10 protein-coding genes are annotated in these 13,974 nt (G+C 61.1%); 6 read left to right on the top strand and 4 right to left on the bottom strand.

Annotation, left to right across the window (positions count from 1 at the left end):
* Positions 1–284 precede the first annotated feature (284 nt).
* Positions 285–1,448 carry a porin gene (locus H281_RS0107915; protein WP_020066554.1) on the bottom strand — a complete coding sequence of 388 codons (1,164 nt, stop codon included), beginning with the start codon at positions 1,446–1,448 and terminating at the stop codon, positions 285–287.
* Positions 1,449–1,719: 271 nt separating this feature from the next.
* Here H281_RS0107915 and H281_RS0107910 point away from each other — a divergent pair, with 271 nt between their 5' ends.
* Entirely contained in the window at positions 1,720–2,535 is an 816-nt protein-coding gene (locus H281_RS0107910; protein ID WP_033379493.1) for a MetQ/NlpA family ABC transporter substrate-binding protein, read from the top strand.
* Between the two features lie 112 nt (positions 2,536–2,647).
* Here the strand turns inward: H281_RS0107910 and H281_RS0107905 are convergent, their stop codons facing one another.
* On the bottom strand, positions 2,648–3,763 hold the full coding sequence (locus H281_RS0107905; protein ID WP_020066552.1) for a succinylglutamate desuccinylase/aspartoacylase family protein: 1,116 nt from the start codon (positions 3,761–3,763) through the stop codon (positions 2,648–2,650).
* Between the two features lie 253 nt (positions 3,764–4,016).
* Positions 4,017–4,799 carry an ABC transporter substrate-binding protein gene (locus H281_RS0107900; RefSeq protein WP_020066551.1) on the bottom strand — a complete coding sequence of 261 codons (783 nt, stop codon included), beginning with the start codon at positions 4,797–4,799 and terminating at the stop codon, positions 4,017–4,019.
* 604 nt (positions 4,800–5,403) lie between these two features.
* Between H281_RS0107900 and H281_RS0107895 the strand changes: the two genes are divergently transcribed.
* Together H281_RS0107895 and H281_RS0107890 are read left to right on the top strand one after the other, a co-directional pair.
* Positions 5,404–6,549 carry an extracellular solute-binding protein gene (locus tag H281_RS0107895; RefSeq protein WP_027804393.1) on the top strand — a complete coding sequence of 382 codons (1,146 nt, stop codon included), beginning with the start codon at positions 5,404–5,406 and terminating at the stop codon, positions 6,547–6,549.
* Positions 6,549–8,348, top strand: coding sequence for a diguanylate cyclase domain-containing protein (locus tag H281_RS0107890; protein WP_020066549.1), 1,800 nt, complete (start codon positions 6,549–6,551; stop codon positions 8,346–8,348). Before H281_RS0107895 ends, H281_RS0107890 begins: the two co-directional genes overlap by 1 nt.
* A 46-nt stretch (positions 8,349–8,394) precedes the next feature.
* Here the strand turns inward: H281_RS0107890 and H281_RS0107885 are convergent, their stop codons facing one another.
* Positions 8,395–9,891 (bottom strand): mannitol dehydrogenase family protein, encoded by a 1,497-nt coding sequence (locus H281_RS0107885; protein ID WP_027804392.1) that lies wholly within the window; start codon positions 9,889–9,891, stop codon positions 8,395–8,397.
* Positions 9,892–10,129: 238 nt separating this feature from the next.
* On the opposite strand from H281_RS0107885, the gene manD reads away from it, so the two are divergent.
* The 3 genes from manD (at position 10,130) to H281_RS0107870 (ending at position 13,886) form a co-directional block, all read left to right on the top strand.
* Positions 10,130–11,338: a D-mannonate dehydratase ManD gene (manD, locus tag H281_RS0107880; protein WP_020066547.1), complete on the top strand. Its 1,209-nt coding sequence runs from the start codon at positions 10,130–10,132 to the stop codon at positions 11,336–11,338.
* Positions 11,339–11,442: 104 nt separating this feature from the next.
* Entirely contained in the window at positions 11,443–12,489 is a 1,047-nt protein-coding gene (locus tag H281_RS0107875; RefSeq protein WP_020066546.1) for an L-idonate 5-dehydrogenase, read from the top strand.
* Between the two features lie 104 nt (positions 12,490–12,593).
* On the top strand, positions 12,594–13,886 hold the full coding sequence (locus tag H281_RS0107870; RefSeq protein ID WP_020066545.1) for an MFS transporter: 1,293 nt from the start codon (positions 12,594–12,596) through the stop codon (positions 13,884–13,886).
* The last annotated feature ends 88 nt before the right edge of the window (positions 13,887–13,974 follow it).

Genomic DNA, 13,974 nt, shown 5'->3' with positions numbered 1-13,974 from the left:
GGCTGTCGATTCGATAATTCAAGTATTCTTGAAATGACAGGCGTGCGGACCCGGCTGAGCGAATCGATATTGGTTGGCTTTGAACTGCGAGGGGGAAGCGAAAGCAGTAAGACGCCAGCGGCGCCGGCGTCTTACTGAGAGGAATAACTGCGTGATTGCGTAATGTCCAGCTGCAACGCCGGGCAATCGACTCCGCTACAACTTGTGGAACTGGTTTGAAAGCAGCGGCGTTTCAACACAGAACGCCGGCGAGGCGCTGGGGCCTGCGCCGGCACGATTGCGTTTTAGAACTTGTGACGAACGCCCACGCGGAATGCCAGCTGGTTGTCCGCACCCGTGCCCGACGTGTTGAAGTAGCTCGTGCTCGAACCGATCTGCGCCTGCAGATCCTGCGTGCCGTTGCGGCCCGCTGCGATCTGATAGATGCCCAGTGCGTACACGTCGGTGCGCTTGCTCAACGCATAGTCGACGCTCAGGTCGACCTGGTTCCAGTGGCCGCGATTCGCGTTGCTCAGGTGCATGTACGTGTAGCCCGCGCCTGCCGTCAGTGCCGGCGTGAACGCGTACTTCGCGCCCGCTTCATACGCGGCGAAAGTCGTCGCACCGCCCGTGACCGTCTCGAGGCGCGTGTTCGTGTACAACGCCCACAGCGTCGCTGCGGCGATCGTGTAGCGGCCGCCCACGCCGAACGTGCGCAGATCGCGGATGTTGCCCGTCGTCACGTTTGCGATGGTCGTCGAGAATGCCGGCGTTGCCTGGCTCGGGTAGCGGATATCCGTGTATGCCGCGCCCACGCCGAACGGACCGTTAGCGTAGTTCAGGCCGAAGCTGTAAGCGCGCGACGAACCTGCGACCGGTGCTGCGGCCGTGCCCGTTGCGGGCGCGCCGGCGAATGCGCCAGCCTGGTTCGAGAAGCCATACATCGCGCCGAATGTCAGGCCCGAGAAATTCGCGCTGCTAAACTTGACCGAGTTGTTGATACGGCTCGACGTCAACTGGTCGACGTCGTTGATGTGGTAAGCGTAGTTGCCCGCGACCGTTTGACCGCCGGTCGAGTAGCTGCCGCCGAGATAGTCGGTCGAGAACGAGTACTGGCGGCCGAACGTCAGCGAGCCGACATTGTTCTGCGACAGACCGACATACGCCTGACGGCCGAACAACGCGCCGCCCTGGCCGAGCGTGCCGTTACCGCTGTTGAAGCCGTTTTCCAGCACGAACAGCGCCTTCAGGCCGCCACCCAGATCTTCGGTGCCGCGCAGGCCCCAACGGCTGCCTTGCGCCACGCCGTCGTCGTACTTGAAGAGATTGTCGTGACCGGTGGCGGTCTTCGAGTTGTTCACATAGCTGATACCGGCATCGATCACGCCATACAGCGTGACGCTGCTTTGTGCGTGTGCGGCGCTGGCGAAGACTGCGAGGGTAGCGGCGGTCAATAGTTTTTTGTTCAAAACGTTCTCCGATTAAAAATTAAGCGATCGCAATGCGATGCTCTTCGGCAAGGTCGTGCGACGGGCTGAAATTTAAGGGAACGCTGAGTAAGGTATGTGACAGGCGCATTGATTTTGAAATCTGTCGCGCGCAAGCGACAGTCATGGCGATCTCGCGCATAAGCTTCTTCGCGCCCGTTCATATAAGCGTGTGAAAAACGATTGGTTTCAGGCGGCCGCCGCCGCATGCGACGATGCGCGCCTGTCAATCAAACCGCTTATGGGGAAACGCATGCAACGCCGCAATATCATCAGAAATGTGCTCGCGCTGGCCGGTGTCGCCGCTCTCTCGCTCACGACAACGTTTGCGCATGCAGACGGCCCGCAACTCAAGGTCGGCACGATGAGCGGACCCGATGCACAGATCTGGTCGGTCGTGACGAAAGTGGCGGCGCGCGAGGGGCTCAACGTCAAAGTGATCGAGTTCAACGACTACGTGCAGCCGAATGCTGCGCTAGACGCCGGAGATCTCGACGCTAACGGTTTCCAACACCAGCCGTTTCTCGATAGCCAGATCAAACAGCGCGGCTACAAGATCGCTAATGTCGGCCTGACGTATGTGTCGCCAATGGGCTTTTATTCGAAGAAGTTCAAGTCGCTGAAGGACTTGCCCGAAGGGGCGAAAGTGGGCATCCAGAACGATCCGTCCAATGGCAACCGCGCGTTGCTCCTGCTCCAGAAGTACGGTGTCATCAAGCTGAAGCCGGGCGTCGGCACGAACGGCGTCAATGCGACTCCGCTCGACGTGGCTGAGAATCACAAGAAAATCCGGCTCGTGGAACTCGACGCCGCGCAATTGCCGCGCGCGCTCGATGATCTCGACGCGGCGTCGATCAATACCGACTATGCAGTGAAGGCGGGCTTGCAGCCCACCAAAGACGCGATTGCAATCGAAGACCTCAAGGGGCCTTACGCAAACCTCATCGCGGTGCGCGAGAAGGACCGCAACCAGCCTTGGGTGAAGAAACTGGTCGCGGCTTACGAGTCCGATGAAGTACGCAAGTACATCGACACGCAGTTCAAAGGCGCGATCATCCCCGCGTTTTAATGGACTCTTCCTTGCGTGTTGCGTGCCTCGTCGGCAGTGACTGGAACAGGAGCAGTAGCAATAAAAGCGAGGGCGCCTTCACGGCGCCCTCGCTTTAGCGTCAAGCCGCGAATCAGTTGCTCAACAGCGATCCGCTTCGAAACGCGGTCGCGCCGGCAATGCGCGCGAATTCGAGGCCGGCCGTGGCGAAACGCGTCAGATGCCGCGCATAGAGCACGCCGGCAACGTTGCTTTTGAGCGTAACGACGCGGTCAGTCAACGGATCGACGATATCCGCGATTTCATGGCCCACGTCGACCCAGGTGCCCACTTCGCAGCGATACACCAGCACGCCGCTGATCGGCGCGACAATCGGCTCGGCGCCTGCGAGCGGCGTGGCAGCGAATTCGAGCGGCGGCAGCGGCGCGGCGGTGCCTTCGATGACGCCACGCGAGGTCAGATATTCGACGATCGCCTGCGCGTCGCGCTCCGCATACTCGTAAGACACTTCTCGCTGCCCGCGCAATTCGATCGTGACCGAAATCGAGCCGTTCGGAATCGGAAAACGCTCGCCGAAACGGCCACGCAAATCCGACCAGCAGAAGCTGTGAATTTCATCGAACGGATTGCCCACCGAATTGAGCGCAAGCAGCGACGCCTTTGCGTCGAGATAGCGCGCGAGCGGCTCGACTTCGGGCCACAGGTCAGGGTTCGTGTACAGGTGCATGGCGGCTTCCCAGTCGCAATGCAGATCGAGCACGACGTCGGCGTCGTACGAAAGCTTTTGCAGCGCGAGACGTTGCGATTCGAGCTCGGTGGCCGGCGTCTGCGCGTCGAGCGCCTCGCGCATCGCGGTGCGGATCGCCGTGCGATTGGCGTCGATGTTATCCGTGAGGCGCCCTTCGATTACCGGTGCGACGAGTGCCGAGAGATCATGGAAGTTACGGTTGAAGTTCTGCGCGGTGTTGGTTTCGAAGCGTCCGGTCAGGTGGCCGAGAAAGTGCTGGTTCAGGCCGATGGGATTGGCCACCGGCACGATGACCACTTCGCCGCGCAGCTTGCCGGCTGCTTCGAGTGCGGCAAGCTTGCGACGAAGTTCCCACGAGACGAGCATGCCCGGCAGTTCGTCGGCATGCAGCGACGACTGGATGTAGATCTTCTGTCCGCCGCCGGGGCCGTAATGGAAACTGGTCAGGTTGCGGGCGGTACCGAGCGTCGGGGCAATCAGCGGATGGGATTGGGTTTGCATGGTTGTCGAATTCGCGGGAAAGTGCGGCGCGCCGCTATCTCGTTGATTTGAGGGGAAAAGCCTGGATGACGCCAGTCGTTCACAACTGCCCGGCGCCATATCGATCGCACGATCTTAGCCGATACGGCGCGGGGCGTGGTCGTGGCGGCTTCAAAAACGAAACGGGCCCCGCGCATGGCGGGGCCCGTTTTTTCGAGCCGTTCAGCGCGCCGCTAGACGCGCGTGGCGGCCCTGACTGACCCAAGCCGGCCTATTAGCTGCCGTACACGTCGAAGTCGAAGTACTTCTTCTCGAGCTTCTTGTACGTGCCGTCCTTGATGATGTCGGCGATCGCCTTGTCGACCTTCGCCTTCAGATCCGTGTCTTCCTTGCGCATGCCGATGCCCGCGCCGTTGCCGAGGATCTTCGGATCGTCGAGGTTCTTGCCGACGAAGTCGAAGCCGGCGCCGCGCGGCGTCTTCAGGAAGCCGATTTCAGCTTGCACCGCATCTTGCAGCGCTGCGTCCAGACGGCCCGACAGCAAGTCGGCATACACCTGGTCCTGGTTCTGATACGGCACGACCTTCGCACCCTTCGGTTCCCAGTAGGTCTTCGCGTAGGTTTCCTGGATCGTGCCCTGTTCGACGCCGACCGTCTTGCCCTTCAGCGATTCAGCCGTCGGCAGGATGCCCGAACCCTTCTTTGCGACGAGGCGCGTCGGCGTATTGAACAGTTTCGACGAGAACGCGACCTGTTCGGCACGTTGCGGCGTCATGGACATCGACGACAGCACGCCGTCGAACTTCTTCGCCTTCAGGGCCGGAATCATGCCGTCGAAGTCGTTTTCGACCCACACGCATTTGGCTTTCAGGCGCGCGCAGATTTCATTGCCGAGGTCGATGTCGAAGCCAACGAGCTTGCCGTCGGAGCCTTTGGACTCGAACGGGGGGTAGCTGGCATCGACGCCAAAACGGATGGTGGACCAATCTTTAGCGTGTGCGCCAATCGAGACGGTGGCAAGCAGAGCAACCGTCAAAGCCGCTAGCAGTTTTTTCACTGTTTTACTCCTCGGTGTAGTTCAAATACTCCCGCACGCGGTTGTGCCGCTGCGGGAAACCCGGCGCGACTCACGACCGGGCCTGGGTTGAAGCCGCCAGCCGGGGCGGCCAGCAGCGCGCGCCAAGCTTATCAGTTCAAAAATGTTGGGTAGTTAGTGAAATACCGGATGGCGCATGAGCGATGCCTTGGCAGTAGAGGTGCCCGGAGGAGCGCATTGTCGCGGGGCGATGTGGGCGGCATCGAATGGCCGGCTGTCGGCGCATGTCGTAATAACGTAGTAACCCGGTCGTAATGCGAATCGTTAAATAGATTTAGCAATCACGTGTTCATTTAATTCGTCGAATTAATTAAAGAACGTTAAGCGCCTGCCGTTATCACGTGATGAATGCCCGTCGTGTCCCGCCGAGGGTCAGTTATTTCCAGGCATTGACGCGGTAATGAGACCAAAAACATATTGCTTGGGGCTATCATCGTTGCTCCTCGCGCTTCCACGCAGCGCACAGAGCAGTTCTGGTCAGAGGAAAAGTCTCCAGTATTGATTCGCGAGTCATTTACGCGGGCTTCTGCTCGCGGGAACTGCCTTCTGCAAAACGGTGTTGCATATGCACATGATTTCGACGGCAGATGGAGTGCGCTGTTTTACGCAGCCTGGTCAGCAGCGAATTGCGCTTGCGTCCTCGCGCGGGCCATTAGCGCGTAGCGGGTGCGCGGTTTTGTTGCGACTCGTTGTGGGCGCGTTTCTCAGTTTCGGGTTGCTATCGAGCGCGTCGGCCGAGGTCGCGAAAAAAGTCTTGCATGTGCTTGCGTGGCCCGGTTACGCCGATGCCGACGTCGTGAGGAACTTCGAGTTGCGTTACGACGTAAAAGTGGAAGTGACGCTCGTGGATTCCGACGAAGCGCTATGGGCCCAGCTGCATGCCAGGAACGCGCCGCGCTTCGACGTGCTCGCGGCGAACACCGCGGAAATCCAGCGCTATACGCACGCAAATCTGCTGGCGCCGCTCGATCTGCAAAGTCTGCCCAATACGGCAAGACAACTGCCGCGTTTTCAGGCGCGCTCGGCGATCGAAGGAATCATGTCGGACGGCAAGGTGTATGCGATTCCGTTCACCTATTCGTCGATGGGCCTCATCTACGATCGCAAGCAGGTCGCAGTCGCGCCGCGCTCGATGCGCGAACTGTGGAACCCGCGATACCGCGGCAAGGTGCTGGACTTCAATAGTGCGCAGCACAATTTCTCGTTCACGGCGCTCGCGTTGGGTTATCCCGATCCGTTCAATCTGAACGCCACGCAGATGCGCGCGATTGCGCACAAGCTCGTCGATCTGCGCCGCAACCTGCTGACCTATTACACGCTGCCTGAAGAGGCGACCGCGTTTTTCATCCAGCATAACGTTGCGCTGATGTTCGGGAACTACGGCACGCAGCAACTGGAATTACTGCGCCGCGCCGGCGCCGACGTGGGCTACGTGATTCCCGACGAAGGCGTGCTGGCCTGGCTCGATTGCTGGTCGATGACGCGTGCAGCCGCTGATCCGGCGCTCGCGCTCGCATGGATCAATTACATGCTCGAACCGGACGTGAGCCGGTTACTGACACAACGGCAAGGACTCGCGAACACATTGACCGATCCGGCTGCGCATAGCGATAGCGCTCGCATCGTGTGGATCGGTCCGGTCGAAAACATTCAACGGCGCGAGGACCTGTGGATCAGAATCGTCTCCGGTGACCGCTCGGAGCGCTTCTGATGATCCGCCCCGGCCTCACCTTCAAGCTATCAATTCTGCTCGCCTGCATTGGCGTGCTGGCATCGGGCGCGACCGGTTATTACGCGTATCACGCGAACCGCGCGATGCTCGTGAAGGAAGCCGGCCACAGCTTGCTGACGTCCACAGAATTGTTGGGTCAGCGTTTTTCCGCATCCATCGACGACGTGGGCGCCGACGCACTCGTGCTCGCGAGCTTGCCTTCGTCGGCCGAGGTCCTGGCGACCGGCGACGGATCTGCGGCGAGCGCTTCGCGCGAACGGCTCGCGCAGGTGTACTCGAGCTTCATGATCCATCACGCCGAGTACCTGCAGATCCGGCTTATCAGCCGCGCGCATCACGGCCTCGAAATCATTCGCTTTGACCGCGACGCCGACGGACTGATGCGCGTGGACGGCGGCGATCTTCAGGAGAAAGGGCAGTTCCCGTATGTGTTCGAGCCACTCACATTTTCGCCCGGACGCATTTACACGTCGCCGATTGCCGTCAATCATGAGTACGGCGCTCATGCGGCGCAGGGCAAACCGACGTTGCGGGTCGGCACGCCCGTTGCGAACGCGCAAGGCTCGGTGATCGGCGTCGTCGTGATCGATATCAATCTCGCCGATTTGCTCAAACGCTTGCAAAGCGATTTGCCAAGCGATTATGAGGTCTATCTCGCCAACGAATGGGGCGACTTTCTGGTTCATCCCGACGCGTCGAAAACGTTCGGCTTCGATAGCGGCCGCCGCGTGCTGATGCAGGATAGCTTTGCCGTCACCAAGCCGCTTTTCGAACAGAAGGAAAGCGAAGTACTCGTGAACGGCCTCGCGCGACCGCGTCAGGCCGAAGGGCAAGTACTCGCCTTCGTGCGCCGGCCGTTCGGCGCGTCCGAGGGCAATCGCTTCATCGTGATCGGGCTCGGCAAGCCGCTCGAAGACGTGTTGTCGGGCGCGCAACTGCTGGGCGGCAGCATCATTCGCATGGTGTTGATTTTCAGCGCGCTCGCACTGCTTCTCGCAATTCTTTTTGCGCGTGCGCTAACCAAGCCGTTGCATATCCTCGCGTATGCGGCCACGCATCTTTTCGCCGAACACGCGATGGAGACATTGCCCGTCAAACGCACGGACGAGATCGGCATACTCGCGCGCTGTTTCGATCGTCTGCGCCGCGAGATCAGATCGCAGATGGACGCGCTGCATGTCAAACAGCGCGAACTCGTGCATCTCGCCACGCACGACGTGCTCACCGGACTGCCCAACCGCATGCTGTTCATGGAGAAGCTCGAGCGTGCAATCGACGATGCGACGCGCCGCCGCGAAGGACTCGCGGTGTTGTTCGTGGACCTCGACCGCTTCAAGCAGATCAACGACCAGTTCGGCCATTCGGTCGGCGACAAGGTGCTCGTTGCGGTGGCGCTGCGGCTCAAGCAAGTGCTGCATTCCGCGGATGTCGTCGCGCGTCTCGGCGGCGACGAATTCATCGTGCTGATCGAGGGGCCGCGCTCGGCGGAGGCGGCGCCGGGCATCGCCTCACGCATCATGACCACGCTCAACGAAGAGATCGTGATGGACGGCCAGGGCATGACGGTGGGCGCGAGCATCGGCATCAGCCAGTTCCCCGACGACAGCGGCACGGCGGAGGAACTGCTGCTGAACGCTGACGCCGCGATGTATGCGGCGAAATCGGGAGGGCGTTGCGCATATTTGCGTTATCGCGACGTGCTCGAGGCACGCCGGCGCAAGCAGGCGGACCAGACCGAAGCCGTGCACTTGCAAGCCGGCGAAAGTGCGACCGAGTGACACGAGGCCGAGCCGACGGCCTGGCTGACATATGAAATGCGGCGCGTTATTGCAATGCCGCTACCGCTGCGCGTGCGCCATTGTCTTGCAGCAACTGCAACGCATGAAGCAACGCCGCTCTGAACGCGGGCTGCGCGGCCAACTCCGCGGTGAATATTTCGCGCACGCCGAGCAGCGTATCCATCAGCGCCCGAGGGTCGCCATTCGCAGATGCTGCGAGCGCCTTCAAATTTTCGGCAAGCGGGTCGCTGATGTCGTAGCGCGAACCGTCGTCTGCATAACCGCGCAAAAATGTCATCCATCCCGCGACCGCTAGTGCGAGGCGCGTGAACGGCTGCCCCGCGTCGATTCTCGCGGCGATGGTTCCAAGGAGGCGCGGCGGAATCTTCTGGCTGCCGTCCATCGCAATCTGCGCGCAGCGGTGCTTGAGCGCCGGGTTCGCATAGCGCGCGAGCAGTGCATCGCGATAGTTGGCGACGTCGAATGACGCCGGCATGTTCAGCGTCGGCGCGATTTCTTCGGTCATCATCGCGTGGATGAGATTGCGCATGGCGGGGTCGGCGATCGCCTCGTCGATCGTGGTGAAGCCGCCAAGCATCGACAGATAGGCGAGGGTGGAATGCGTGCCGTTGAGCATGCGCAGCTTCGCCAGTTCGAACGGCGTGACGTCGTCGACGAGTTGTGCGCCCACCGCATGCCACGCCGGACGTCCCGCCGGAAAACGATCTTCGATCACCCATTGCCGGAACGGTTCGCACGGCACGGGCGCGGCGTCACGATAGCCGAGCGCCGCCGCCACGGTGGCGTGCTCGAAGTCGGTTGTGGCCGGCGCGATGCGATCGACCATGGTCGACGGGAACGCAACTTCCACTGCGATCCAGTCAGCGAGTGCCGGATCGAACTCGCGTGCAAAAGAACATACCACCTGGCGCAGAGCGGCGCCGTTGTGCGCGAGGTTGTCGCACGACAGCACGGTGAAGGGTTCTCTCGCTGCATCGCGGCGCTGGCGCAACGCGGCAACCAGAATGCCAGGCACGCTGCGTGGTGCGTGCGGATGCGATAGATCGTGTACGACGGCGGGATTGTCGAGTGCGACATCGCCGGTCTTCGCATTGCGGCAATAGCCTTTCTCCGTGACCGTCAACGAAACGATCCGCACGGACGGATCAGCGAGCCGCGCGAACAATGCGTCGTGGTCGTGCGGCATTGCAAGCACTTCGCGCAATGCGCGCACAACCGTGACCTTTGCACCCTCGGGTCCACGTTCGACGACGCTGTACACACCTTCCTGCTCCATCAGCGCATTGCGCTTCGCCACGTCGCCTTGCAGCGTGACGCCGCAGATGCCCCAGTCGCCGCCTTCGGCGAGCATGGCTTCTTCCGTATAAAGCGCCTGATGCGCGCGATGAAAATTGCCAATGCCGAGATGCACGATGCCGATGGACGGCTCGCGCCACGCAGCATGCTCCGATGACAACACATGCTGACTCAGGGCGGACAACGCATGACGGGTAAGGCGAGGCAATGAAGCTGGCGTGCTCATGGTGTGAAGTCCAAATGACGTGACAGGCTTGAAACGCCGTGAATCAGCGGGAAAACCCTGATTTGACGTGTCAATATACTTGTATGGTAGCATCGTTCAAACGATTCGAGGCAAGCAGGCTGAAGCCGGATATGCAGTCGCATGCTTCGTTGAAAGCGCCATGACACCGCAGCCGTGAATTCAGCGTCAAGCTCGCGTTCGGTGTCACGCCAGACCTGATTGAAGCAAGGAAGGAAACATGAAAATCGTTCGCGCCGATGTGATCGTTACGTGCCCCGGCCGCAACTTCGTCACGCTCAAGATCGTCACCGATGAAGGCGTGCACGGTATCGGCGACGCCACGCTCAACGGTCGCGAACTGGCGGTTGCCTCGTATCTGAAAGATCACGTTTGTCCGCTACTGATCGGCCGCGACCCGGGCCGTATCGAAGACACCTGGCAGTATCTGTACAAAGGGGCGTACTGGCGCCGCGGTCCAGTCACGATGACGGCCATCGCCGCGGTCGACATGGCGCTATGGGACATCCTCGGCAAGGTCACGGGGATGCCGCTGTACAAGCTGCTCGGCGGGGCATCGCGCGAAGGCGTGATGGTGTACGGACACGCCACGGGTCGGGACATTCCAGAAGCGCTCGACCGTTACGCCGAGCACATCGAGGCCGGCTATCAGGCGATTCGCATCCAATGCGGTGTGCCGAACATGCGCTCGGTATATGGCGTATCGAAAGGCAGCGGCATGTACGAGCCGGCGACGAAGGGCGCCGTTGAAGAGCAAAGCTGGTCGTCGGAAAAGTATCTCGACTTCGTGCCGAAACTCTTCGAAGCGGTGCGCGAGAAGTTCGGTTTCGACACGCATCTGCTGCACGACGTGCACCATCGCCTGACGCCGATCGAGGCGGCGCGCCTCGGTAAATCCGTTGAGCCGTATCGTCTGTTCTGGATGGAAGACCCCACGCCCGCCGAGAACCAGGCTGGCTTCCGCCTGATACGTGAGCATACGGTCACGCCCATTGCGGTCGGCGAAGTGTTCAACAGTATCTGGGACTGCAAGCAGTTGATCGAGGAGCAACTGATCGACTATATCCGCGCGACGTTGACGCACGCGGGCGGCATTTCGCATCTTCGGCGCATTGCCGATTTTGCTTCGCTCTACCAGGTGCGCACAGGCTGTCATGGGCCGTCGGATCTCTCGCCTGTCTGCATGGGTGCGGCGCTGCATTTCGACCTGTGGGTGCCGAACTTCGGCGTGCAGGAATATATGGGCTTTCCCGAAGAGGCGCTTGAAGTGTTCCCTCATGCATGGCGCTTCGACCACGGCATGATGCATCCGGGCGATGCACCGGGCCATGGGGTCGACATCGACGAAGCCGCCGCTGCGCGTTTCCCCTACGATCCGGCTTATTTGCCCGTTGCACGTCTCGAGGACGGCACGCTATGGAGCTGGTGACCGACGAGTGATGCAGCGCCGCCGCTCAGGTCTTATTTACCCCGCTTTTTGCCGCGCTTAATCGAATTAATCGAATTCGCGCATCTGTCATACCGGAGTCCACCATGCTTGCAGCCGTGCTTCACGAACCCAAACTGATTCGCATCGACGAGGTCGCTCCGCCGGAGCCGGGCCCCGGTCAGGTGCGAGTGCGCGTGCGCGCCGGCGGTATTTGCGGTTCGGATCTCTCGTATTACTTCAAGGGCAAGAGCGGCGACTTCGCGGTGCGCGAGCCGTTCGTGCTCGGGCACGAAGTGGCGGGCGAAATCGATTCGCTGGGCGAAGGCGTGAGCGCCGATGCGCGCCTCGTGCCGGGTCAGCGCGTCGCCGTGAACCCAGGGCTCGCATGCGGAACATGCAAGTACTGTACGATAGGGATGCCTAATCATTGTCTGAACATGCGCTTCATGGGCAGCGCGTCCACGTTTCCTCACACGCAGGGCATGTTCCGCCAGTACATTGTCGTGGCGGCGCGCCAGTGCATTCCGGTCGCGGACAGCGTCGACTTCGCGCAGGCGTCGATGGCCGAGCCGCTCGCCGTCGCGCTGCATGCGGTGAAACGGGCAGGCTCGCTCGTCGGCGCAAGCGTGCTGTTGATCGGCTGCGGCCCGATCGGCTGCATCCTGCTTTCGGTGGCGCGGCGTGCAGGCGCACATCGGGTCGTCGCCGTCGATCTGTCGAGCCGGGCTTTGCAGGTTGCCGCTCAACTCGGCGCGGACCAGACGGTCAATGCCGCCGACAGCGCGACGATCGAGCAATGGTCCGCACAGCGCGGCACGTTCGACGTGGTGATCGAAGCGTCCGGCAGTCCCGCGGGACTCGAAACGGCTTTGCGGTCAGCGCGTGCAGGCGGCACGGTAATCCAGGTCGGCAATTTGCCTGCGGGACAGTCGCCGGTTGCGGCCAATCTTGTGATGTCGAAAGAGCTTCGCTATCAAGGTTCGTTTCGCTTCACCGACGAATATGCAATTGCCGCCGATGAAATCGCATCGGGCAAGGTCGACCTGCGTCCGCTAATGACGCACGCATTCGCGATGAGCGATGCAAACCAGGCATTCGAGGTCGCTCTGGACCGCTCGCAGTCCATGAAGGTGCATCTGAATTTCGACTGAACCCGCACGCCCGCAGGCGCGTTGCAAACACGTTCCTCGATGGGCGCAACACATTCACAAGCCGTTCCAACGCCCGTCAAGAGGCGCAATGAAGGAGACATCGCATGATAAAGAGTCAACGCTGGTTTGTTGTCGCACTGCTCTTTCTGGCGGGCGTCATCAATTATCTCGACCGTTCGGCGCTATCCATCGCCGCGCCGCTCATTCAGAAAGACCTGAACTTTTCGCACGCGCAAATGGGCGTTGTGTTCAGCAGTTTCTTCGTGGGCTATGCGTTGTTCAATTTCGTTGGCGGCGTGCTGTCGGACAAGGTCGGCGCGAAGCGCGTGTTCGGCACTGCAATGGGCGTGTGGTCTTTGTTCTGCGGCGCCACGGCGCTCGCGACCGGCATCGGTTCGCTGATCGTGTTGCGTGTGCTGTTCGGCATGGGCGAGGGGCCGTTCAGTTCGTCGAACAGCAAGATGGTCAACAACTGGTTTCCTCGCAAGGAAGTAGCGAGCGCGATCGGCGTGATCAGTTCCGGCACGCCGCTCGGCGGTGCGCTGGCGGGCCCGGTGGTGGGTTTCATGGCCGTGCAGTTCGGCTGGCGTTGGGCGTTCGTCGCGATCATGTTGCTCGGGCTGCTATGGCTCGTCTTTTGGGCCGCGACCACGACCGAGCATCCGCAACAGAATTCGCGCGTCACAAGCGATGAGATGCAATTGATTCTCGCAGGCCAGGCCGATGAACACGCGCTCGCGCATTCCGCCGACGGCTCCAAGCTCGGCCTCGGTCACTTTCTGCGCAAGCCGATTATTCTCGCAACTGCCTTTGCGTTCTTCTCGTACAACTACGTGCTGTTTTTCTTTCTCTCGTGGTTTCCGACCTATCTGACCGAGGCGCACCACCTGAGCCTGCATGACATGAGCATCGCCACGGTGATTCCATGGGTGCTCGGCAGCATCGGACTTGCAGCCGGCGGCTTTATCTCCGACCTGATTCTGCGTTTGACTGGCAAGCCGCTGTTGTCGCGCAAGATCGTACTGGGGACATGTCTCGGCGCGGCGGCGGTGTGCGTTGCACTGGCGGGCCGCGTGGCCAGCACGGAGAGCGCGGTTGCGCTGATGTCGGTGTCGATCTTCTTCCTGTATGTGACGGGCGCCGTTTATTGGGCCGTCATTCAGGACACGGTGCCGCGCGAACACGTGGGCGGCGTTGGCGGCTTCGTGCATTTGCTGGCGAATCTTGCGGGCGTGATCGGGCCGGCTGTCACTGGTTTCATCGTTCAGGCGACCCACGGCGCGTATGGCAGCGCATTCGTGCTGGCGGGAGGGATCGCCGTACTCGGCGCGGTGTGCTCCCTCGTGTGGATTCGCGAGCCGCGCGCAAGCACGCTGGCGGTCGAACGTGCATGGTAGTATGGTGCACAGCTTCGCAGGGTGCATCAGCGTGCATTTAGTAACGGCTGTGCACCGATGCGCCGAGGCAGCTATCCACTCGATGCTC

Origin of the sequence: Paraburkholderia caledonica (assembly GCF_000383275.1) — a bacterium.
In the GTDB taxonomy this organism is placed as follows: Bacteria; Pseudomonadota; Gammaproteobacteria; order Burkholderiales; family Burkholderiaceae; genus Paraburkholderia; species Paraburkholderia caledonica.
This window is presented reverse-complemented; position numbering and strand designations above follow the sequence as displayed.

Coding starts and splice junctions, on each gene's coding strand:
- manD (WP_020066547.1), top strand. CDS start 10,130: ATGAAAATCGTTCGCGCCGATGTGATCGTTACGTGCCCCGGCCGCAAC.
- H281_RS0107870 (WP_020066545.1), top strand. CDS start 12,594: ATGATAAAGAGTCAACGCTGGTTTGTTGTCGCACTGCTCTTTCTGGCG.
- H281_RS0107875 (WP_020066546.1), top strand. CDS start 11,443: ATGCTTGCAGCCGTGCTTCACGAACCCAAACTGATTCGCATCGACGAG.
- H281_RS0107895 (WP_027804393.1), top strand. CDS start 5,404: ATGCACATGATTTCGACGGCAGATGGAGTGCGCTGTTTTACGCAGCCT.
- H281_RS0107890 (WP_020066549.1), top strand. CDS start 6,549: ATGATCCGCCCCGGCCTCACCTTCAAGCTATCAATTCTGCTCGCCTGC.
- H281_RS0107905 (WP_020066552.1), bottom strand. CDS start 3,763: ATGCAAACCCAATCCCATCCGCTGATTGCCCCGACGCTCGGTACCGCC.
- H281_RS0107910 (WP_033379493.1), top strand. CDS start 1,720: ATGCAACGCCGCAATATCATCAGAAATGTGCTCGCGCTGGCCGGTGTC.
- H281_RS0107885 (WP_027804392.1), bottom strand. CDS start 9,891: ATGAGCACGCCAGCTTCATTGCCTCGCCTTACCCGTCATGCGTTGTCC.